Genomic DNA, 21,220 nt, shown 5'->3' with positions numbered 1-21,220 from the left:
TCACTTTCTTATAATAGCTTTTTCATTTTGTAAAAATAGTTCATCAAATTGCTTTGCAAGGTCAAAATCTAGTTTCGTTAAACCTTTTGCATTCCATGATGACAAAGTAATAATGACTGCTTTATACTGGATAAGGATAAATGGGTGGTGATTATGTTCTTCTGATAGTTTGGCGGCTTCAGAGACAAATTCGACTCCTTTTAAGTAGTCGGAAAACATATATTTTCTTTCAATCCATTTTTCATCTTTCACTGTCCATTTATCCAGCTTTGTTAATTCCTCTTGTACTTCTTCATTAGTTAATCGTAGCATCATTTTTCACATCCTTTACCTGCAGTAACGCAAGACCATTGTTAATAAGACGTGTTACAGATTCTTCAGTTGTGAAAGTAGAAAGTTGTTGTAATAATGCTGCTGATGCTTCGTGTCCTTTGTTATGTTCTAAAAGCAATTCTAAAATTTCAAGACGAAGCAACCATTCTTTCGGATGAAATTTATTTAATACTTCTTGAATAGCTATTAATTGATCAGTATGAGTATCGTGTAAAATACTATCGTTACGTATATCTCGAACTGTTTGATACATACGTTCAAGCTTATTCAGTACAAGTGGATCAGGCGTTTCTTGTACTTCTTCATTCATCGGGAAAAATGCAGCCGCATCTGCCGCTCCTGGGAATACAGAAGTGATTTGTGAGCCGACAGCCATATCAAATGCTCCCCATGAAGGATCAAATAATAAGCGATCTTTATGAGTAACTGCACAATTTATAAAGGAGATAAGAGCAATTTTTTTATCATTTTTTACAATGTCTGTTACTGTTCCTTTTACATGAATGCCACTTGCAAAAGTAAAATCTGCACTGCTTCCAATTGTAATGCCTAATGATTGTAATTGTTCTTCTGTACAATTTTCTAATGCAATATCTCCATCTAGTAATCCGATTGGTGTCCCGAATCCATCGCTGTGCACAGATGTAGAATGATTTGCTAGTTGTTTATTATGAATTGCTAATGCAGTTGGTGAGCTTGTTCGTGTGTAAATAACTTCACCAGTATCATTTTTAATTGTCTCTGTAAATGTACCCGTAATTTGTAATCCACTACTTAGCTCAGTTGTAGCATGATTTTCGGAGCGGATTGCTTTTTCTAATCCTTCTGTTCCACCTGTTTTAAATGCCATCGTTGTAGAGAACTGCTCAAGGGCCTCAGTCAATTCTTCAAATGATTCACAAACAAATAGCTGTGGTTGCATTTTTGTTACATCATAAGTTGTCCCGGTGCAAGCTTCAATTGAGAATGGGACTTTCTTTACAGCGTTTGTTAAGCAATGCTTACTTTCACCGACAGAGGAAAGGAGACCAGCACCGTAAATTTTCGGATCATTTATATTGCCTATTAAGCCGTATTCCACTGTCCACCAGAATAAACGTGAAATTTGTTCTGCTTCTGATAAACCAGAAACTAAGTTTTGTTTTTCGATTACAGCATTTTCAGCAACTGTAACTTCTTCAGGTGTAGAAGTAGGGCTTTCTTTTACGATCGTTAATGTACGAACGGCTTCAAAAGCATCATGTTCTTCTTTTGTGGAGAAAGCTTTCGCTCCAATTTGTCCAAAGCGTTTCACATATTTTGCATATGTAGAATCAAGCAAAATCGGTGCGTGGCCTGCAGCTTCATGAACGATATCAGGAGCGGGTGTATACTCGATATTTTCTACTTTACGAATATCTGTTGCGATTGGTAGTAATCCATGCCCCTGAAAATCGAAGAATGCGACGCCGGGAATAAGTCCGTCAATCGTTACGGCACCCCAGCCGCTTGGTGCTAAACAGTCATTCATTTCTTCTACTTTTGGAATTGCATCTATATTAATACCAGATGATTGTAGTCCGTTAACATAGGATGGATGAGCAACATCTTTTAAGAAGCTATGGTTTTGTCTCATAATGTAACGCCAAACAGCGTGATTCACCGGTGTGTATTGATCATAATGCTGTGTGGATACGAATGGTTTTAAATGTGATGGAATTTCTTTTTTCTTTGTCATTTAGACGTCCTCCTTTTTCTCTATAAAAATGAATACCAGTTTTGTATAGCTTGTACCACCTCCTTTCAGAATTGTAAGCGCTTATAAAATTTTATCATAACATTCGAAATTCTTTAACAACTGTTTGCGTGAGAAATAGAAAAATCCCCTATCGGAAAATCCGATAGGGGCGAAAAAATCGCGGTACCACCCTATTTGTAAGTGAAAATATACTTACATCTCAACTAATGATAACGGAAAAATCCCGTCTTTTCCTTCATGCATAAAAGCACTACGAAAAAGAAGCTCCAGAATTGTAATTCGTACTTATATATGTGCTAATTCCCACCGACCATTAGCTCTCTGAAACAGGGATACAAGATACTACTGCGATTCTTTCAACGCGTATATATGAAGTTATTTAAAAGGGAAGGACGCAAAAAAGCCCCTATCGGAAAATCCGATAGGGACGATAAAAATCGCGGTACCACCCTATTTGTAAACAATTAATTGTTTACCACTTACTTTAAGATAACGGAAAGATCCGTCTTTCTCTTCATGCATAAAAAGCATTACGGGAAAGAAGCTCCAGAATTGTAATTCACGCTTGTATATGTACTGATTCGCACCAACCATCAGTTCTCTGAGACAGGGATATAAGTCGCTACTAGTATTCCTTCAAAGCCGATATATAATTCGTTCAACTAAACTATGTTTTGTATTATAAAACTATATTTAAAAGCTTGTCAACAATAATTTTATTATTTCACTTCTAAATCGACGTTTAAATTAGATTTATTTCCAGCTGCATCGGTTGCTACAATATGAATTGTATTCTTTCCTTGTTGTAATTGACTACGATCGAAATAAATTTCATAGTTTTTCTCCCAAGGATTTAGGTATGCACTTTCCCATGCTCCATTTCCGTTAATTTCATACTGTATCGTTACGGGATGTCCTGGAGCAACCCATCCGGATTCTGCCATCCAATCCAAAAGTATATCATCTACTTTACCTCTAATTACGAGGTTTTCTTGATCTACTTCAGACGATAATTTCGGTGCAGTACGATCGACAAACACAGCTCCTGTCTGTTTCGTTTCTCCACCAGAGTTAGAAGCAACAGCTTCGATTTGGTATAAGCCATCAGGTAGAGGAGATCCGTCGGTTTTCGTACCATTCCATTTGAAAGATTTATAACCAGGTGTTTCGTTTTTACCTTGATGTATCATGCCTTGATATGTTACACGGTCTTTCGTAATTAAATTAGCGTGAAATGTTACATCCTCCACTGGTGTAACTAAATAGTAATTGATCAGGTTGTCATCTAGTATTCCATCATTATTTGGACTAAAAGTAGAATTAACGATTTCAAGACCATCAATACGTTTGTATTCTTTCGGATCAATGCTAAACGTAAATGGAATACGCATTTCTTCAGTCTTACCTTGCTCTTTCACATATAGATTTCCCGTATATACACCTTGTGGTAAGGAGCTATCTACATTAATAGTAAAAGGCTTTTCGATGTTACTATTAGGTTTCACACTAATAGAAGAAGAGAAAGAAGTCTGGACTTTTGTTTTTGTATCTAGTAATTCAATGCGAGTTGAAAAGTTTTTCTTTTTGTTAGAAAGATTTTGTAATGTAATATTTTGTGTTAACTTCACTTTGCCGCTATTAGGTTTAATAAGACCGAAACTTACATTGTTAGGTTTCACTAATGCATCTGTTTGGGCTGCTTTTGGAATGTTAATTAAACCAGATCCTTGTGCCATGACAGGATATGTATTTTCATTGACATCCTTTAATGTTTTTGCAGTGTTGGCAAGAGCTGCTTTCAATTGTTCTGTCGTCCAATCAGGATGCATTTGACGCAGCAGGGCAACGGCTCCCGCCACTTGTGGCGCAGCCATACTTGTTCCGTTGTGAGATTCATAGCCACCTCTCGGCACTGTACTAGTAATTTGTACTCCAGGTGCAACAATATCAGGCTTTATTAGCCAACTACCTTGTGATGGTCCTCTTGAACTAAAGTTACCAATAAGTTCTGTTTGCTTTGGTTGTCCAATTTTTATATTTTTCTTTCGTTTTGTAATTAAAGTTTTTAACTCTTCGCCATTTGTATTTGATAGTTGCATAACTGGAAGAGCTACATCTTCACGTACAAAATATTCGGGCATAAGATTAATTTCTTTTTCGTTAGAAATTAGTAGCACGCCAAGAGCGCCAGCTTGTTTCGCTTGTTCTGCTTTTACTAACGTGCTTGAAGTTCCTTGTAAAACAAGGGCGAACTTACCTTTCACATCTTGTTTAGCGTAATCACTTGAATTACCGTAGCCAACATATACAAGCTGAGCATCGTTGCCTACTTGGAAATCTGATTTTGATAACGGTAATCCTTGGTAAGATTTATTGGAACCAGCTACTTGGAATGTTGGAAATGGAATAGAAACAGTAGATGCACCAACAGAGATGACACTACTTGCGTTACCAGGAGCGTCAACAGACCAAGGTTTTGGTCCATCATTTCCATTTGAGACGACTGCAGTAACACCAAGTTTTGCTGCGCGTTCTAACGTCATTGTTACAGGTTGATCAGGTACATTCAAATCTTGACCAAGAGATAGATTTAAAACATCGGCACCATCTTGAATAGCTCGCTCAATACCTTGAATAATATCATCGGTCGTACCGGTACCACCATCATTCATGACACGGTAAGCGAGTATAGAAGCATTCGGAGCAATCCCCTTTATTTTTCCGTTACCCGCAATAATTCCAGCAACATGGGTACCGTGGACATTTCCATCCATCGGATCATTATCTTCATCGACTGTATCATAGCCACCGATATAATTTGCTTGTAAATCAGGATGGGTATAGTCGACACCTGAATCGATAATAGCGACTTTCATCCCTTTCCCATCAAGGGGTATACCAGTTGGATCTTTTAAATTCCAAGCTTCAGGTGCACCAACTGTAGGGCCTCCTACGTTTGGTGTTTCTTGATCTGCTAGGCTTTTTGACGTTTCATGTAATTTATATGTTAAGTTCGGATAAATTGCTTTTACTTCAGGTAAAGAAGCTAGAGCGGCAATTTGATCCCCTGGGATAGAAATAGAAAATCCAGAAAATAACGTACTATACGTTTCTTTTATGGTTGCTTTCGGTGCTTTTTCTTTTATTTTCTTTGTTGTATCCTCTTGTGCTTTTTTTAGTTGTGCATGGTATGATTGCACATTGCTATTTTGTAGGTCCGGAGCATGTTGAATGTTACTTTGTGAAGCGAGTGGAGCATGTTGCAATTCTACAATAACTGAAATTTCTTTTGATGTTTTTGTTTCAACATTTTGCGCGATTTTGTTTTCTCCCCATTGTTCAATATTTGCTTTTAAATGTGGACTAAATTGCTTCTCTTTTTGCAGTGATTCAGCATGGGCGCTTAATGCTCCAAAGCTCGAAAAGACGAGCGCCATACTTAATAGTGTTGATGTAGTTTTCTTCATTGAAACTCCCTCTAATAAAAGTGCTAATTTTCCGAAAATAAATATTGCATTTTTATCGTTAATTATAGGTACGGATGTTGGCTAAACTATCCATTCGAAATAATTCATACCAATCCTCTTTGAATTGAAAATTTCTTGGGAAATTTTTTGGGATTATGTCGAATAGCTAAAATTTGCATATAGTAAGCGGAATATGAGGAATGCTAAAGGGGAAAATGGGGGTGCTACATGAAAAGGTTTATAGTAAGTGGAATCGTGATTTTGTTCCTTTTTTTCTGTTCAAGTTCTATTACTAGCGCAGAAAACAATGGAGTGAAAGTTGCCTTTATTCGTAATCATAATCTATGGATTAAAGTCGGTGAAAAAGAAAAACAAATTACAAAAGGAGAGTACATAACAGGGCCGAAATGGTCACATAATGGAGAATGGCTTGCATATGCAAAAGGAAAGAAGCGAAACCACTTTGAACTGTATCGGCTAAAAGATGGAAAGAAAGTTAGACCATCTCAATCAGAAGCATCGAATTATCAATGGTCACCAACAGAGAATATAATTGCATTTGTATTTGCACGCACATTAAATACATTTGATGCTGAAAAAAAGAAAGCAGATTTTGAAAACGTAGCTAATGGTGTAGGTGACTATGCATGGTATCCTGATGGTAAGAAGTTTCTTGTATCATCAGAAGCGTACTTGCTTCCAACAGGATGGACAGGTGCTCAGTTATATGAAATACAAAAGGATGCAAATATGAATCCTCATAAGATGAAGCATTTATATGCACTACCGAATGAGCATGATGACTTTTTGGCATTAGTTGGAAGTGGATTTAATTGGTCGCCAGATCAAAAATGGATTTCGTTTTTGGCAGTACCAACAGCTTCTTTGTCAGCTGATAGTAATACCCTTTGCTTAATTCGATCAGACGGCAGTCGTTTTGAAACAGTAGATCAAATGTTATTAAACACACAATGGTTCAAATGGGCGCCATCAAAAAATATATTAGCCTATATTGAAGGAAGCGGGAGAGTTGCTTTAGAGAATAAGCATTTAAAAATAAAAGAATTGCCGGCTCTCCAGCAAAATACATTTACTCCAAAAGGCTATGTTGATTGGGATTTCACATGGAAGAACGAGAATGTAATTATCGTTTCAAGGGCAAAGGAAGCAGAGCTATCGGTCCCTCTAGAAAAAAGGCCACTACCATCTTTATATGAAATAAATAGTACAACAGATGAACAACATCAAATTACAAAGCCATCCAATAGCCAAGGCGATTATAACCCTATTTTTAGTAAGAAAAGCAACCAATTAATGTGGCTCCGTTCAAATCGTAAGAAAGCTGATGTATGGCTTGCTCATAACGATGGAAAACATGAAAAGAAATGGATTGAAAATATAGATGTACCAGAGTGGTATTATGAGAAATGGAATTGGGAAGATGTCGTTTCGGTTAAAGACGAGTAAAAAAACCTGCCTGAAATATAATTTCCAGGTAGGTTTTTCAATGTTATTTATGTGTTTTATTTGGTTTTTTTTTCGCAGGGTTTCCGTTCCCTTGGCGCTTTCTATTTTGTTCATCTTTTGCTTGTTTTTCATGTAATGTATCTAAAAAGTCATTTGAGTTACTCATTTTTATATCTCTCCTTTTTTCATTGCGTCCTAGTTACTATAACCATTTAGGAGGATAATCATGAGATAAAAGTTAAGCGCTTAGTTTTCTTCGGTAGTATAAGTAAAATAGTCCATACGTAATGAATAACATAAGTAAAACTTGTAACTCTACATTTTCTTTTAAAATAGTTGCGACAGAAGATGGTAAGTAAGGTGATGTATCGCTCGTTCCTAAACCTAACCATTTGTTTAAGAGGTTAATGATACAAAATATGAAAACACCGGACCAGCTTGCGATAATTGCTTTTTGTTTAATTTTTGTTTCACGCTCATCATCTGTAATCCAAGGATTAGCAGTTTTATCACTATTAAAAAAGCCATTTATGTATCCCCATATGATCATTCCCATAAAGACGATAATCCATTTCATATTTGTAATCCTCCTCTTCTTGTAAAAAATATTTTACATATATAATTGTAATATTTTCCAAATGTTGATGTCAAACACTTTTTACATTCTACTTTTTAAAATAGCAGGAGTAAAGAAAAAAATAGGGAAGAAATATGTGAGAACATTTTCTAGTGAGAGGAAGAGGAGAATGAAACTTATTTTTGTTCGGCATGGTGAAGGTGAACATACGAAAGATTTACCATTAAGTTTACAAGCAGTGAATCCGCCATTGACGGGCGTGGGAAAGAAGCAGGCTGAATTGCTTCAGTGCGATGTACCATTACAAGAAAAGGATATATTAATCGCTAGTCCTACACTTCGAACTTTACAAACTGCGACAATATGGAGTGCGGAAGTTGCTTGTCAAAAAATTGTTCACCCATATATATCCCCGCGAATTTTTCCTTATCGGGAATCCGCCAAAACATTACCGTGCGATCAATTGTTAGATCGAAAGATAATACAAAACTTATTTCCACATTTTTCATTAGAAGAAAGTAGAAATGAATTGTTATGGAATGAGGGAGTCAATATCATCTTGGAGATGGAATTTCAGCAAATAGTAGATGAATTTCTGCACTGGTGCTATCAGTTAAAAGCAGAAAAAATTTGTATCGTTGCACACGATGGAACAATTACAGCGTATAGGCAATATTTACAGAAAGTCGCTTTAACTAGAGCTGATTTTTTGAAAGAAACGGGTATATATGAAATGGACTTATAGGAGAGGAAATTTGTAATGGAAGAGTTAGGAGAAGATGTGTACGACTTAAATGAGCCGAGAGTATACTTTAGCGTAGCGGAAATTAAGTGATATGCAAAATTGCATATTACACATATTGTAAATGATTGGTATAAGTTTTGGGGGGTGAAACTAGTAGAATCCTTTTTATATAGTGGTGTAAAATCATATGTTGGATTGATAGATTATGTAGATGGAAATGTAGCACTTATGTTTACAATACGCCTATTTTACGGGTTTATTAACCATGACAAAACGTTAGAATAAGTTGTTCGAGAAGCGAGATTAACCGATGAGGAGACATGTACATTTGGAGTATATAAACAATATGAAACGGATTTATTCTATATTCGAATGAATGCGTTTCACATTTAACTCACAGTTTTTTTACATTTTCTTCAATGAAAATGATTATCACATGTGGTATGATATGTTCAAGTTTTTACAGGTAATAAAAGTTACTATATAAACGTTAGTATGTAATGTTTTTTATGTATGTCACAAATTATTCACGATTAACGTTTTAAAAGTAAGTAACTAATGTTATTATATTATCTGTAACTGAATTAATTACAACTTTAGGAGGAAGATATGATTATTCAATTTTTAAGAGAAAACAAAGCAGTTTCTTTTGTATTAGCGATAATTCGAGTGTATCTTGGTTACACATGGGTAATGGCTGGAATCGGTAAACTACAAGGGAAAGGCTTCGATGCAACTGGTTATTTACAAGGTGCAATTGAAAAATCTAAAGGAGCACAACCAGCTGTTCAATCTTGGTGGGCATCATTTTTACAAGATTTTGCGATTCCAAACGTTGATTTATTTAATACACTTGTGACGTGGGGAGAAATTTTAGTCGGAATTGGTTTAATTGTAGGCTGTTTAACAAAAACAGCGGTCTTTTTCGGTCTTGTAATGAACTTTTCCTATATGTTTAGTGGGTCAATTGGTGTGAACCCTGAAATGGTTATTTTATCCATGTTCGTTCTTGTTTCTGGTATGAATGCTGGAAAACTTGGAATTGATGGCTTAGTTATTCCAAAAGTACTAGGATCAAAAATTCAAAAACGCCAAAAGCAAGCTGCTTAATATATGAAAACGGGTATCTCAAAAGGAGATACCCGTTTATTTTTCAGCACTTATAGGATTTTTCTCGAAGAAATCTTTTACATACCCTACAAACTCTTGTGGCTCTTGACGAAATGGAGCATGATAACCTTTTTCAATAATATGGAAAGTGCTATTTTTTAAGAATTGATGATAAGTTTCTCCTTCTTTCCAAGAAACGCTACTATCATTTCTTCCCCATATAATTAAAGTTGGTTGCTTGATTTCAGTTGCATTGATTTGAAGACGCCTAGGCCATAATTTCATTTTATTATAATGCTCTTCATCATTACGCTTGAATTTAACTTTGCTCTCATCATAATCTGCAATAGAAGAAACGGCACTTAAATCAGTCGACAACTTTGGTTTTGGTGAACCTTGTTTATTAACGAACGTATGAGGGCCGCCTGTAGCATCAGTTAAAATAAGGTGGGTAACCGCTTCGGGGTATAAATATGTTAAATTAAGAGAAATTTCTCCGCCCATAGAATGTCCCAGTATTGCGAATGAGTTATACCCTAATTTTTTCATTAACTTATAATACAAATTTGCATGAGTTGGGAAAGAATAATAAAAATCCATCGGTTTAGAGGAACGTCCGAATCCTAAAGCATCAACAGAAATAATCGTATGATCTTTTGCTAAATCTGAGTAAACCTTTTGAAAACCATTGGATGATCCTCCAAATCCATGGATCATAAGTAAAGGTGGTTTTTCATCACCAATCTTTTTAAAGTAAATCGTTTGACCATCTATCTCTACCATTTTTTCCTCGGTAGCTAGTTTCGCTGTAATTGTATTTTTAACTTGTTTTACTTGTTCTACTGGCTTTTCTGCTGCACTACATCCTACTAATAGTGTAAGAGTAAGACAACCTACCATAAAATAGCTAAATCGCTTCAATTAGGTGTCCCCTTTCTAACATAACGCTGCATCTATCATAGCAAATAGTATATTACGATTTCCAGGAAGTTGATTACCATTCTTTATCATAAGAGGTGAAAGGAGCGTTTCCTGGAAATTTTCTGTTTGAAGAAATTGACGGAAAATGAATTGTGAGTGCGGAACATCAATGCGTATTGTCCCATTCCACGAGTTGCAAATTATTTCTAATAACTGAATAGCGTCTTTTTCTTTTTTTGAAATAAGTGGAGTGATACATAGTACATCTCCTTTTTGTATGCATAAAGCAAAAGCATCTATTTGATTATCCCGCTCTATTTTAAAGGAGTAAGTTGCTCTCGATAGTAGTGATAAATAAAGCTTAGAACGATCTGCACCAGTCGCAGTTTGATCAAGAAAAATGAGAGATTGAAGATCGGCTTGCTGAATTTGTTTTATGGGAAAAGAATTTGTACTTATATGAGCCGCTTGTTTTTCGAAACGATGAATTGTTGTTATTGATTGAAATCCATAAGATACATATAAGGATTCACCAGCTTTTGTTGCAATGAGTGTAATAGGGAGCGATGGATAAGTTACTTTTAAGCTATTGTTTAACAAAATACGGCCAATTCCTTTTCTTTGAAAATCAGGATGCACGATTAACATACCGATAGAAGAAAATCCAGGGGCAAACGAAAAGACCCCGCCCGCTGCAATAAGTTTATTCTCATGTACATAGCCAAAAATTGTGCCAATGGAAAGGTACATATGGAATTGCTCTTTCATAAAACTCGCATGCTGTAACCACCCAACTGATTCGCAAAGAGAGAGTAAGGCTGGAATGGAAGATTCGTCTAGTTTTACTGTTTTCATAAAGTTCACCATATTTCTATTTAAATTAGAAAAAATAAGAATAATATTAAGAAATGTAAAATAATAGGTTCGTATTAAAAGAAATCCAACATGTTTATATTTATCTTTGTAAAGGGGAGTATGCTTGATATGAAAAGACAAACTTATACAAATTATAACTTAAATTTACATAAGTTAACAAAAAATTTACATATAACTCATTTTCTCTTAACAGTCTTCTATTAAATTTGATAGTGGGAAATGAATAACCTAATTAGGGGGACAAGACAGTGAAAAAGTTTGTAAAAAAAGCATGGCCATTTGCAGTTGTGGCGTCGTTAGCAGTTACTTCGGTAGCAACATGGAATTTTACGCGTTCTAGTGAGGTTAATGCAGATGAGAACGGAAACAATGCAAAAATTAAAAATGTCATTGTATTAATTGGGGACGGTATGGGGCCTTCATATATGACAGCTCATCGTTATATGAAAGATAATCCAAAAACATTTGAGATGGAATCTACAGAATTTGATAAGCATCTTGTAGGAACACAAAAAACATATCCAGAAGATGAACATGAAAATATTACAGACTCTGCATCGGCAGCTACTGCGATGTCAGCAGGTATAAAAACATATAACGCAGCTATTGCAGTAGATAATGATAAAGCTGAAGTGAAAACAGTATTGGAGCAAGCGAAAGAAAAAGGGAAGTCAACGGGACTCGTTGCAACTTCTGAAATTACGCATGCAACACCAGCTGCATTCGGTGCACATGATATTAGTCGTAAAAATATGGACGCAATTGCAAATGATTACTTTGATGAAAAAATTAAAGGTAAGCATAAAATAGATGTTATGCTTGGCGGGGGCGTAAAGAACTTTGTTAGAAAAGACCGCAATCTTACAGAAGAATTTAAGAAGTCTGGTTATAGTTATGTAACAGATCGTAATCAATTATTAAATGATAAAAGCGATCAAGTTCTTGGCTTATTTGCACCAGGTGGTTTAGACAAAATGATTGACCGTACTGACAAAACACCTTCATTAGAAGAGATGACAAATGCAGCGATTGAGCGCTTGAACAAAAATAAAGACGGTTTCTTCTTAATGGTCGAAGGTAGTCAAATTGATTGGGCTGGACATGATAATGATATTGTCGGTGCAATGAGTGAAATGGAAGACTTCGAAAAAGCGTTTAAAGCAGCAATTGAGTTTGCGAAAAAAGATAAGAACACATTAGTTGTTGCAACTGCAGACCATGCTACTGGCGGATTATCTTTAGGTGCGAATGGTGAGTATAACTTTAAAGTAGATCCGATTAAAGCTGCGAAACGTACGCCAGACTTTATGGCAAATGAGATTGTAAAAGGTGCAAATGTAGAAGAAACATTGAAAAAGTATATTGATCTACAATTAACACCAGAAGAAATTAAAGCTGTAAATGATATAGCTCCATCAAAAGATGTAACAAAGATTGATAATGCAATTGAAGATATCTTCAATAAGCGTTCGGTTACAGGTTGGACAACGGGTGGACATACAGGTGAAGATGTGAACGTATATGCATTCGGACCAGGTAAATACTTATTCTCTGGCGTTCAAGAGAATACAAATATAGCTAAACGTGTCTTTGACATCGTTGGCGGCGGCGATCCGAATAAAGGAAGACGCTAATTATAAATGAAAGTGAGGCGAAATGCCTCACTTTTCTTTTTAGGAGATGGAAAGATGAGCGTTTTTTTAGGGAAATTAAGATTCCTTCTAGTATTCGTATTATTGCTAGTTGGATGTCAATCTCAAGAGAATAATATAGAACAAAAATCTGCTGGGAAAACTGAGGAAAAGGTACATATAACGAAAGAAGAAGAGAAATCCATTCAAGATGTTATTGAGGCATTTGTACGGACAACGAATGAAAAAAATCTTGCTGAACATATGGAGTTATTTTCAAAGAAGATGCCTAGTGCTGAAGACTTAAAAACACAAAAGGAAGCGGCATTTCAAAAGGGAAATAAGAAAATAGAGTTAGAACATATGAATATGAAAGCTCTTAAAGGTGGGCTTGTTATTGTTGAAACGGAGGAAAAAGAAGTAGATGGAGGGGTTACTCTTCAGAAGAAAATGCAGTACGCACTTGGAAAAGAAGAAGAAGGGTGGAAGATTGAAGAGGTTCGTACGATAGAGAAGAAATAAAGTGAAACTTTAATCAGTGGGAGTCTTACTGCCCGCAAATAGCGGGATAAAAAGGTTCTCATAGGAGAGAACCTTTTAAAGTGGTAATAAAATTTGATTTGAACATGCTTCAATGTCATCAATATCTTGACGGATTGTTGCCATCTTATTATCGAGGTCTTCAGCTTTCATAGCAGCGTCATGTAGTTCATCTTTCAAATAGTCAGGTATATTTCCTTCATATTTGTAGTAAAGCTTATGTTCTAAACTTGCCCAAAAGTCCATGGCAAGTGTACGTAATTGAATTTCTGCAAAGACATCTTTCGTACCAGAATTTAGTGACAATGGATATTTAATAATCATATGCAAACTTTTATAGCCATTTCCTTTTGGATTAGCAATATAATCTTTTACTTCTACAATTTCCATATCTCCACGATTTTCAATAACTTCTTTTAAATGATAAATATCTTCTACAAAGCAACATGTAATACGGATGCCAATAATATCTTGTAATTGTGTTTGAGCATTTTCAACTGTTGGTGATAAGTTTTTACGCTCAAGCTTCCTAATGATACTTTCGGGTTGTTTAAGTCTTGTTTTTATATGTTCAAACGGGTTGTAGTCTTCTAAAAATTGAGCTTCCCGGTTCATAATTTCAAATTTAGTTTTTAACTCTTCTAAAGCGAATGTATAAGGTAATACAAAAGCTTTCCAGTAGTTAACTGTTGATTGGTTATATTCCATTTATATACACACCTTTTCTTATTTACAAGTGAAGTTGTTATTATACTAAACACCAAATCATGTAGGCGCAAGCAGCAAATGATGAGATCATAAAGCGATATTTAGTTTTCATCTTTTCAACCCCTTTCAAATGAAATTATATATGAATAAACGTCATTGTTAGTAATTTCACTATGTACAATTCCTATAGTAATAGATTCATGTGAAATTCGTATGAACTAATTGTTTCAGCTTTTTGTCTTTTTGCTAATGGTTTTTGGTTTTGTTTGTTATAATTACCTTAAATTGTAATGAAGGAGAGGGTATGATGAATCCAAAAGATAAAGAAAGAAAAGAGAAAGTGGCTCATATTATTGAAATTCCAGATGAATATAGGCTTGTTGTAGATGATCAAGAAGGAGTGGATGATCCTCATCATTTATTATGGTGGGGGCATAAAGAGGATGAGGAGAAACAGATACAAATTTCATTAAATAGGCATACTGGTAATTTATTTGAATTCAGGATAGATGATGAAAATTATTTTTCGAGTGATAAAGAAGCGATAGAGGAGAATAAGGCAAGAGAGATTGCAAATGTATTTATAAAAAAACATGTGGAAGAAGGATTAGAATTTTATACATATGTGTCAGTTAAGGATGACTGGCGTGGTTGGAAAGAAATAAATTATATGCAGGAAGTGAATGGATATCCATTGCCGAATACAGGATGTGTTGTGCGAATTCATCCTTCAGGTAATGTTGTGCATTTTCATTACAATGGACAAAAAGCTATAGAGAAAAAACCGTTATGGCCAATTGAAATTGTTGAGGAGAACGTCGTTTTAGAAACTTTGAGAGCTAGACAAGATATGAGACTTGTATTTGTGGATTTAACACATTCTTCATGTAAATATGAAAATGGTGAGGAAGTAAAAGGCTATCATCTTGTATATGAACCAGAACCTAGTCATGCGTTTATTGATGCAAGTACAGGTAAAGATTTGTTTGACCCAGATCATTATAAATTGCCTCCAACTGTAGCTGTTGAAAAACCGAAAAAAGGTAGTCAACAAGATGATATATTCGATTTATTTGACTGGGATAAAGAAAGTTTTACAAAAGTGGCTGAGACAGAAAATGAAGATGGAATAAGGATGAAATTTGTTTCGAAAGAGGAATTACAAAAACAGAAAGAAGAAAAGAATCCATATTTAATGAATGAATTCTTTAAAAAGCATTTACCGATGTTAAAATATAATAATTTAGTTGGCATTACGATTGATAAATCAACCAATGAATTAATTGGTTTTATAAAACTGGCAGACGATAAAGAAGTAAAACAAATACTGTCTAGAGAGGAATGTTTACAAAAAGCACTTCAATTTTTAGAACATGTTATTCCAGATGTTACACAATATCTTCGCCTTTGGGATGAACGTGACGAAGATGAAGGGATTGAAAGATTTGTCTTTTCAGTATATGTGAATGAAATTCCGGTAGAGTATAGGGAATTCATGGTCAACATTAATACAGAAAATGGTGCTGTGATGCACTACTCGGGAAAACCTAGCAATATAATAGAAGAGTTACTTGCACATGAAACAGCACCAAAAGTAACAAAAGAAAAAGCGTTAGAAATATATAAAGAGGTCATTCGAGTAAAATTAGAATGGTGTATAGATCATGATGCAGAGGAAATGATCTATAAACTGCTGTATAAACAAACGAGGAGTGAAAATCATAAAGAATCCGTCGATTGTAGTCGGAAAATTCGTTACATAGATGCGCAGACTGGAGAGAAAATTTGGAGTGAATATTAGTAAAAGCCAATCGATACATTTCGATTGGCTTTTACTATGTTTATAGAAAAATTTAATGATTAGCGTTGAGTGATTTAAGAATGCCATTAAGTTAAGAGTTCCATATTTACATCGTACAGACACAAACAACCTCATGCCCACATACACATAGTAAAGACCACTATTTTGGCGGAGGTGAAAGGTTTGAGTCTATTCGCCGCAATTGGATATATGGTTCGAGAAGTGTTTGTATTTGTTTCTTATGTGAAGAACAATGCGTTCCCGCAGCCGTTATCATCAGATGATGAGAGAAAGTACTTAGAGTTAATGGAGCAAGGTGATGCTCAAGCGAGAAATCTTTTAATTGAACATAATTTACGGCTTGTAGCTCATATTGTTAAGAAATTCGAAAACACTGGTGAAGATGCAGAAGATTTAATTTCAATTGGTACCATTGGGCTTATTAAAGCGATTGAAAGCTATTCAGCAGGGAAAGGAACTAAGCTTGCAACATATGCAGCACGCTGTATCGAAAATGAAATTTTGATGCATTTACGTGTGCTAAAGAAAACGAAAAAAGACGTTTCACTTCATGATCCGATTGGGCAAGATAAAGAGGGTAATGAAATATCACTTATTGATATATTAAAATCAGAATCTGAAGATGTAATTGATATGATTCAGCTTAGTATGGAGTTAGAAAAAATTAAAGAGTATATCGATATTTTGGACGAACGAGAGAAAGAAGTAATTGTGAAGCGTTTTGGACTTGGGCTTGATAAAGAGAAAACACAGAGGGAGATTGCGAAGGCACTCGGTATTTCAAGAAGCTACGTATCGCGAATTGAAAAGCGTGCTTTAATGAAAATGTTCCATGAATTTGTGCGGGCTGAGAAAGAGAAAAAAGCAAAAGAATAATGTGTATTGTAAGCAGCTACACTTTAAAAGTGGCTGCTTTTCTTTCGGGAAAACGGAAAGAAAACGAGCTGTTCTAAGAAGAAATACATGTTCACTGTTGAAAATGGCGGGTTCTATCTGTAATATTAGAAGGTGCTAAACAATTTAAGAATAAAAATTATACTTAGTTTTTCTTCGTGTATAACGAGACGGCTCCATTCTATATGTGGGAATAAGAACCAATTTTACATATGATATAGAGAGAAAAGAAGGGGAAACTAAAGTTATAGGCTGATTAGGAGGTTTCGTAATTTGCGACGGACATTATATCGACTTATGATCGAACTTACAAATGGTCGTTTTACTTCTTATATATTACGTAAATTTGCACAATCTCGTTTGAGCTCTATCATTATTCCATCGTATGTGAAAGTTTTTCAAATTAATCAAGATGAGATGGAAAAGGGTTTGAAGGAATATGGAACATTGCATGATTTATTTACACGTAGGCTAAAAGAAGGAAAGCGTAGTATTGATACTGATGCATCGAGTATCGTTAGTCCTGTTGATGGTGTTTTTGCTGATCAAGGTCCTATTGAGGATACAAAAACATTCGATATAAAAGGAAAGCGTTATTCAATTGTGGATATGCTAGGTAATGAAGAGCGTGCAAAGCGATATGCAGGCGGTACATATATGGTGATTTATTTGAGTCCAAGTCATTATCATCGCATTCATAGCCCGCTTTCTGGCTCTGTGACTGAAAGATTTGTACTCGGTAGAAAATCATATCCGGTAAATGCAGCGGGTATGGAGTATGGGAAAGAACCATTGTCAAAAAATTATCGCTCTGTTACAGAAGTAAATAGTGACGGCGAACATATGGCACTTGTAAAAGTAGGTGCTATGTTTGTTAATAGTATCGAGCTCCTTCATGAAAGAAGTACTGTTCAAAAAGGTGAAGAGATGGCATACTTTACATTTGGCTCAACAGTTGTTTTATTATTTGAAAAAGATATGATTAAAGCAGTGCAGGAATTGACAAGTGGGCAAGAGCTGCGTCTTGGTGAAAAAATTGCAACCCGAGTATCTCATAAGTAAAGAAAAGGTTTTATAATATACTTATGAAGCTCTAATTAAGAAATGTGGACAAAGATGCTTAATGAAGAAATCCCCTAGATGGGAGTACTTGTTTATTCGAGAGCCATCGCAGGATGGCTCTTTTTACAGGTCAATCAGCAATCTATATGTACTCAAGAAGATTTGACGAGCTTGTCCTCTAACGAGCGTCTAATAATTTCTTGTTTTATAAGTAAAATGAAGTCGGGATTTAATTTTAGTTCTTTTGCTTTATAATAAGACTCAGTGAGTAAATCAGTAGATAACTGTTCCATATGTTTTGTTTTCAAGGTGAGTCACCTCCTAATAATATAAGGATTGATTCGTTGTTGCATTTAATGTACCAAAAAAATATGACAGTCACAAACAAGAGGTTATCCACATAACTCAGTGGATAAAATGTGGATAGATTGTTAGTAAATTCCAAATCGACTGAAAAATTAACGTGGAAAGTGTGTACAAGTTTATCCACAGGTTATCTATCGAAAAATGTTGTCGAAAAATTTTATGAAAAATCCTCAAAGAGGTGAAAGAAATTGAAGTTATTTTTACCAAATGAATATGTGAAAAATATATATCATATTCAACCAGAAGATTTGAAAAAACGTGGAATTAAAGGAGTTATTACGGATTTAGATAACACTTTAATTGAATGGGATCGTCCAAACGCAACGCCACAGCTTGAAGAGTGGTTTTTGAAAATGAAAGAAAATGATATTCAAGTAACGGTCGTTTCAAATAACAACGAGCAACGCGTTAAAGACTTCGCTGACCCATTAGGTATTCCGTTTATTCATAGTGCGCGCAAACCGTTTGTTCGCGCATTTAAGCGTGCGATACATGAGATGCACCTGCAGCCAGATGAAGTTGTAGTAATTGGAGATCAGTTACTAACGGATGTGCTCGGCGGAAATCGTGTGGGACTTCATACAATTTTAGTTGTACCGGTAGCGCAAACGGACGGATTGGTGACACGATTTAATCGGAAAATTGAACGAAGAATTATGAGAAACATGAAGAAAAAAGGCTTAATTAACTGGGAGGAATAAAGTTTGACTGAAACAATTAAATGTATTGGTTGCGGTGTAGAAATTCAAACAGAAAATAAAAATGAAGTAGGATACGCTCCTGTATCATCTTTAGAAAAAGAACAAGTAATTTGCCAACGTTGTTTTCGTTTGAAACATTATAACGAAATTCAAGATGTATCTTTAACAGATGATGATTTCCTTCGTATTTTGAACGGAATTGGACAATCAGACGCACTAGTGGTTAAAATCGTAGATATTTTCGATTTCAATGGTAGCTGGTTACCGGGCTTACATCGTTTTGTAGGGAACAATAAAGTATTACTTGTAGGGAATAAGGCTGACTTAATTCCAAAGTCAGTTAAGCATGATAAAGTAAAACATTGGATGCGCTATAGTGCAAAGCAACTTGGTTTAAAACCAGAAGATGTCTTTTTAATTAGTGCAGCTAAAGGACAAGGAATCGCTGAACTTGCTGATGCAATTGAGCATTACCGCGAGGGTAAAGATGTTTATGTTGTTGGATGTACGAATGTTGGTAAATCAACATTTATTAATCGTATGATTAAAGAGTTTAGTGATGAGACTGAGAATGTAATTACAACATCACATTTCCCAGGAACAACGCTTGATTTAATTGATATCCCATTAGACGAAACGTCATCTTTATACGATACACCAGGTATTATTAATCATCATCAAATGGCGCATTATGTTGGGAAACAAAGCTTAAAGCTTATTACACCGACTACAGAAGTTAAGCCAATGGTATTCCAATTAAATGAAGAACAAACATTATTCTTTGGTGGATTAGCACGATTTGATTATGTAAGTGGGGGCCGTCGTGCATTCACTTGTCATTTCTCAAACCGTTTAACAATCCATCGTACAAAGCTTGAAAAGGCTGATGAATTGCACGAAAAACACGCTGGAGAATTATTGAATCCACCGACACCAGAAGAATTAGAAAATATGCCTAAGTTTGTGAAATATGAATTTAATATTCGTGAGCCGAAAACGGATGTTGTATTCTCTGGATTGGGCTGGGTTACTGTAAATGAATCAGGAGCGAAAATTGTTGCTCATGTACCAAAAGGAGTAAGTGTTTCATTACGTAAATCTTTAATTTAATATGGAGAGGGATTTATGAAACAATTATATGGTGTAATCGGAAATCCAATTGGACATTCATTATCACCCGTTATGCATAACGATGCATTTGAACACTTGAATATGGATGCCCATTACCATGCGTTTCTTGTAGAAGAAGAAGCGCTAGGGGAAGCAGTAAAAGGTTTGAAAGCATTAGGTATTTCAGGATTTAATGTAACGACTCCGCACAAAGTTGCAATTATGGAGTACTTGGATGAGATTGCCCCGTTAGCAAGGCAAATCGGTGCGGTAAATACAGTAGTTCATCGAGATGGAAAATTGATTGGGTATAATACAGATGGAATTGGTTTTGTTCGTGCCCTGCAGTCAATTAGTGAAGATCCACTTCAAGAGAAACGTATTTTATTAATCGGTGCAGGTGGTGCTAGCCGAGCTATTTACTTCTCGCTTGCCGATGTAGGTGTGAAAGAAATTGATATTGCTAATCGTACGAGAGATAAGGCGAAAAACCTTATCTCTGGGTGCATGGCAAATGTTAATTCGCATGCTCTATCGTTAGAATGTGCAGCAGAAAATCAAGGGGAATATGATATTATCATCCAAACAACAACGATAGGTATGCATCCACATGTTGAGTATACGCCGCTGGAAATTCGTTCATTGAAACAAGGAACGATTGTTTCTGATATTATTTATAATCCATTTGAGACGAAAATTTTAGGCGATGCGAAAGAACAAGGTGCAATAATTCAAAATGGAATCGATATGTTCGTTTATCAAGGTGCGCTTGCGTTTGAAATGTGGACAGGGTGTGTGCCGAATATTGATAGAATGAAACAATTAGTAATGAGAGAGCTTGGAGGCTAATTATATGTTAACAGGAAAACAAAAAAGATTTTTACGTGCAAAGGCACATCATTTAACACCGATTTTTCAAGTTGGAAAAGGTGGCGTGAATGAAAATATGGTGAAACAAATTGGAGAAGCATTAGAAGTTCGTGAACTATTTAAAGTGAGCGTATTACAAAACTGTGAATTTGATCGTAGTGAAGTTGCAGAAGAGCTTGCACAAGGTGCACGAGCTGAAATCGTTCAAGTAATCGGGAGCACAATTGTTTTATACAAAGAATCAAGAGAAAATAAGCAGATTAAGCTTCCTCGATAAAAGAT

General features: G+C 35.4%; 21 protein-coding genes, 1 pseudogene and 2 other annotated features. Of the genes and pseudogenes, 13 read left to right on the top strand and 9 right to left on the bottom strand.

What is annotated here, in order from left to right; genetic code table 11:
* From DN408_RS22635 to DN408_RS22625, 3 genes are all read right to left on the bottom strand, one after another.
* On the bottom strand, window positions 1-315 hold the full coding sequence (locus tag DN408_RS22635) for a 4a-hydroxytetrahydrobiopterin dehydratase (RefSeq protein ID WP_002167644.1): 315 nt from the start codon (window positions 313-315) through the stop codon (window positions 1-3).
* On the bottom strand, window positions 296-2,050 hold the full coding sequence (locus DN408_RS22630) for an aromatic amino acid hydroxylase (RefSeq protein ID WP_078177917.1): 1,755 nt from the start codon (window positions 2,048-2,050) through the stop codon (window positions 296-298). The genes DN408_RS22635 and DN408_RS22630 overlap by 20 nt, the downstream gene beginning before the upstream one ends.
* A gap of 162 nt (window positions 2,051-2,212) precedes the next feature.
* Window positions 2,213-2,440: a binding site (T-box leader), on the bottom strand.
* Between the two features lie 51 nt (window positions 2,441-2,491).
* Window positions 2,492-2,720, bottom strand: a binding site (T-box leader).
* A gap of 70 nt (window positions 2,721-2,790) precedes the next feature.
* Window positions 2,791-5,538: a S8 family peptidase gene (locus DN408_RS22625; RefSeq protein ID WP_078177916.1), complete on the bottom strand. Its 2,748-nt coding sequence runs from the start codon at window positions 5,536-5,538 to the stop codon at window positions 2,791-2,793.
* 228 nt (window positions 5,539-5,766) lie between these two features.
* Here DN408_RS22625 and DN408_RS22620 point away from each other — a divergent pair, with 228 nt between their 5' ends.
* Window positions 5,767-7,005 carry a TolB family protein gene (locus DN408_RS22620; RefSeq protein WP_050000296.1) on the top strand — a complete coding sequence of 413 codons (1,239 nt, stop codon included), beginning with the start codon at window positions 5,767-5,769 and terminating at the stop codon, window positions 7,003-7,005.
* Window positions 7,006-7,048: 43 nt separating this feature from the next.
* Here DN408_RS22620 and DN408_RS22615 read toward each other — a convergent pair whose 3' ends face one another.
* Both DN408_RS22615 and DN408_RS22610 read right to left on the bottom strand, forming a co-directional pair.
* Window positions 7,049-7,171: a DUF4023 domain-containing protein gene (locus DN408_RS22615; protein WP_000071861.1), complete on the bottom strand. Its 123-nt coding sequence runs from the start codon at window positions 7,169-7,171 to the stop codon at window positions 7,049-7,051.
* A 72-nt stretch (window positions 7,172-7,243) separates the two neighbouring features.
* Window positions 7,244-7,582, bottom strand: a complete 339-nt coding sequence (locus DN408_RS22610) for a hypothetical protein (protein ID WP_002167648.1) — start codon at window positions 7,580-7,582, stop codon at window positions 7,244-7,246.
* Between the two features lie 169 nt (window positions 7,583-7,751).
* Here DN408_RS22610 and DN408_RS22605 point away from each other — a divergent pair, with 169 nt between their 5' ends.
* From DN408_RS22605 to DN408_RS22595, 3 genes and pseudogenes are all read left to right on the top strand, one after another.
* Window positions 7,752-8,327: a histidine phosphatase family protein gene (locus tag DN408_RS22605; RefSeq protein WP_002129176.1), complete on the top strand. Its 576-nt coding sequence runs from the start codon at window positions 7,752-7,754 to the stop codon at window positions 8,325-8,327.
* A pseudogene (locus tag DN408_RS32200) lies at window positions 8,328-8,612 on the top strand (delta-aminolevulinic acid dehydratase); the annotation flags it as partial.
* 324 nt (window positions 8,613-8,936) lie between these two features.
* Window positions 8,937-9,437: a DoxX family protein gene (locus DN408_RS22595; RefSeq protein WP_002015237.1), complete on the top strand. Its 501-nt coding sequence runs from the start codon at window positions 8,937-8,939 to the stop codon at window positions 9,435-9,437.
* A 36-nt stretch (window positions 9,438-9,473) separates the two neighbouring features.
* On the opposite strand, the gene DN408_RS22590 is transcribed toward DN408_RS22595, so the two are convergent.
* Both DN408_RS22590 and DN408_RS22585 read right to left on the bottom strand, forming a co-directional pair.
* Window positions 9,474-10,358 carry an alpha/beta fold hydrolase gene (locus DN408_RS22590; RefSeq protein ID WP_050000297.1) on the bottom strand — a complete coding sequence of 295 codons (885 nt, stop codon included), beginning with the start codon at window positions 10,356-10,358 and terminating at the stop codon, window positions 9,474-9,476.
* 15 nt (window positions 10,359-10,373) lie between these two features.
* Window positions 10,374-11,213 carry a GNAT family N-acetyltransferase gene (locus tag DN408_RS22585; RefSeq protein ID WP_002129172.1) on the bottom strand — a complete coding sequence of 280 codons (840 nt, stop codon included), beginning with the start codon at window positions 11,211-11,213 and terminating at the stop codon, window positions 10,374-10,376.
* A gap of 269 nt (window positions 11,214-11,482) precedes the next feature.
* Here DN408_RS22585 and DN408_RS22580 point away from each other — a divergent pair, with 269 nt between their 5' ends.
* Window positions 11,483-12,868: an alkaline phosphatase gene (locus tag DN408_RS22580; protein WP_002129171.1), complete on the top strand. Its 1,386-nt coding sequence runs from the start codon at window positions 11,483-11,485 to the stop codon at window positions 12,866-12,868.
* A gap of 54 nt (window positions 12,869-12,922) precedes the next feature.
* Complete coding sequence (locus DN408_RS22575; RefSeq protein WP_002129170.1) at window positions 12,923-13,387, top strand: hypothetical protein; 465 nt, start codon at window positions 12,923-12,925, stop codon at window positions 13,385-13,387.
* A 75-nt stretch (window positions 13,388-13,462) separates the two neighbouring features.
* Here the strand turns inward: DN408_RS22575 and DN408_RS22570 are convergent, their stop codons facing one another.
* Window positions 13,463-14,113, bottom strand: coding sequence for a GTP pyrophosphokinase (locus DN408_RS22570; protein ID WP_002015229.1), 651 nt, complete (start codon window positions 14,111-14,113; stop codon window positions 13,463-13,465).
* 304 nt (window positions 14,114-14,417) lie between these two features.
* Between DN408_RS22570 and DN408_RS22565 the strand changes: the two genes are divergently transcribed.
* The 3 genes from DN408_RS22565 (at window position 14,418) to DN408_RS22555 (ending at window position 17,891) form a co-directional block, all read left to right on the top strand.
* Entirely contained in the window at window positions 14,418-15,914 is a 1,497-nt protein-coding gene (locus DN408_RS22565; protein WP_078177915.1) for a YcdB/YcdC domain-containing protein, read from the top strand.
* Between the two features lie 183 nt (window positions 15,915-16,097).
* On the top strand, window positions 16,098-16,811 hold the full coding sequence (gene sigK, locus DN408_RS22560; RefSeq protein ID WP_000051382.1) for an RNA polymerase sporulation sigma factor SigK: 714 nt from the start codon (window positions 16,098-16,100) through the stop codon (window positions 16,809-16,811).
* A gap of 291 nt (window positions 16,812-17,102) precedes the next feature.
* On the top strand, window positions 17,103-17,891 hold the full coding sequence (locus tag DN408_RS22555; RefSeq protein ID WP_002129166.1) for a phosphatidylserine decarboxylase: 789 nt from the start codon (window positions 17,103-17,105) through the stop codon (window positions 17,889-17,891).
* A 152-nt stretch (window positions 17,892-18,043) separates the two neighbouring features.
* Here the strand turns inward: DN408_RS22555 and sda are convergent, their stop codons facing one another.
* The gene (gene sda / locus DN408_RS22550; protein ID WP_002015226.1) at window positions 18,044-18,199 is read right to left on the bottom strand and encodes a sporulation histidine kinase inhibitor Sda; all 156 of its coding nucleotides are present in this window, start codon (window positions 18,197-18,199) and stop codon (window positions 18,044-18,046) included.
* A 246-nt stretch (window positions 18,200-18,445) separates the two neighbouring features.
* Between sda and DN408_RS22545 the strand changes: the two genes are divergently transcribed.
* From DN408_RS22545 to yhbY, 4 genes are read left to right on the top strand one after another with little or no spacing between them, the layout of a single operon-like run.
* Entirely contained in the window at window positions 18,446-18,958 is a 513-nt protein-coding gene (locus DN408_RS22545; RefSeq protein WP_002015225.1) for a YqeG family HAD IIIA-type phosphatase, read from the top strand.
* A 3-nt stretch (window positions 18,959-18,961) separates the two neighbouring features.
* Window positions 18,962-20,068 (top strand): ribosome biogenesis GTPase YqeH, encoded by a 1,107-nt coding sequence (gene yqeH / locus DN408_RS22540; protein WP_002167651.1) that lies wholly within the window; start codon window positions 18,962-18,964, stop codon window positions 20,066-20,068.
* A gap of 15 nt (window positions 20,069-20,083) precedes the next feature.
* Window positions 20,084-20,917, top strand: coding sequence for a shikimate dehydrogenase (gene aroE / locus DN408_RS22535; RefSeq protein ID WP_002015222.1), 834 nt, complete (start codon window positions 20,084-20,086; stop codon window positions 20,915-20,917).
* A gap of 4 nt (window positions 20,918-20,921) precedes the next feature.
* Window positions 20,922-21,215, top strand: a complete 294-nt coding sequence (yhbY, locus tag DN408_RS22530) for a ribosome assembly RNA-binding protein YhbY (RefSeq protein ID WP_002015220.1) — start codon at window positions 20,922-20,924, stop codon at window positions 21,213-21,215.
* The last annotated feature ends 5 nt before the right edge of the window (window positions 21,216-21,220 follow it).

It is taken from the genome of Bacillus sp. AR13-1, from assembly GCF_008042285.1.
Lineage (GTDB): Bacteria > Bacillota > Bacilli > Bacillales > Bacillaceae_G > Bacillus_A > Bacillus_A mycoides.
The sequence above is the reverse complement of the archived record's forward strand: the minus strand, read 5'-3'. Positions and strand labels throughout refer to the sequence as shown.

What these genes read in the sequence shown, in the direction of transcription:
- DN408_RS22570 (WP_002015229.1), bottom strand. Translation starts at nt 14,113, where the DNA reads ATGGAATATAACCAATCAACAGTTAACTACTGGAAAGCTTTTGTATTA.
- DN408_RS22565 (WP_078177915.1), top strand. Translation starts at nt 14,418, where the DNA reads ATGATGAATCCAAAAGATAAAGAAAGAAAAGAGAAAGTGGCTCATATT.
- aroE (WP_002015222.1), top strand. Translation starts at nt 20,084, where the DNA reads ATGAAACAATTATATGGTGTAATCGGAAATCCAATTGGACATTCATTA.
- DN408_RS22585 (WP_002129172.1), bottom strand. Translation starts at nt 11,213, where the DNA reads ATGAAAACAGTAAAACTAGACGAATCTTCCATTCCAGCCTTACTCTCT.
- DN408_RS22615 (WP_000071861.1), bottom strand. Translation starts at nt 7,171, where the DNA reads ATGAGTAACTCAAATGACTTTTTAGATACATTACATGAAAAACAAGCA.
- DN408_RS22575 (WP_002129170.1), top strand. Translation starts at nt 12,923, where the DNA reads ATGAGCGTTTTTTTAGGGAAATTAAGATTCCTTCTAGTATTCGTATTA.
- DN408_RS22630 (WP_078177917.1), bottom strand. Translation starts at nt 2,050, where the DNA reads ATGACAAAGAAAAAAGAAATTCCATCACATTTAAAACCATTCGTATCC.
- yhbY (WP_002015220.1), top strand. Translation starts at nt 20,922, where the DNA reads ATGTTAACAGGAAAACAAAAAAGATTTTTACGTGCAAAGGCACATCAT.
- DN408_RS22620 (WP_050000296.1), top strand. Translation starts at nt 5,767, where the DNA reads ATGAAAAGGTTTATAGTAAGTGGAATCGTGATTTTGTTCCTTTTTTTC.
- DN408_RS22595 (WP_002015237.1), top strand. Translation starts at nt 8,937, where the DNA reads ATGATTATTCAATTTTTAAGAGAAAACAAAGCAGTTTCTTTTGTATTA.
- DN408_RS22635 (WP_002167644.1), bottom strand. Translation starts at nt 315, where the DNA reads ATGATGCTACGATTAACTAATGAAGAAGTACAAGAGGAATTAACAAAG.
- DN408_RS22605 (WP_002129176.1), top strand. Translation starts at nt 7,752, where the DNA reads ATGAAACTTATTTTTGTTCGGCATGGTGAAGGTGAACATACGAAAGAT.
- DN408_RS22610 (WP_002167648.1), bottom strand. Translation starts at nt 7,582, where the DNA reads ATGAAATGGATTATCGTCTTTATGGGAATGATCATATGGGGATACATA.
- DN408_RS22625 (WP_078177916.1), bottom strand. Translation starts at nt 5,538, where the DNA reads ATGAAGAAAACTACATCAACACTATTAAGTATGGCGCTCGTCTTTTCG.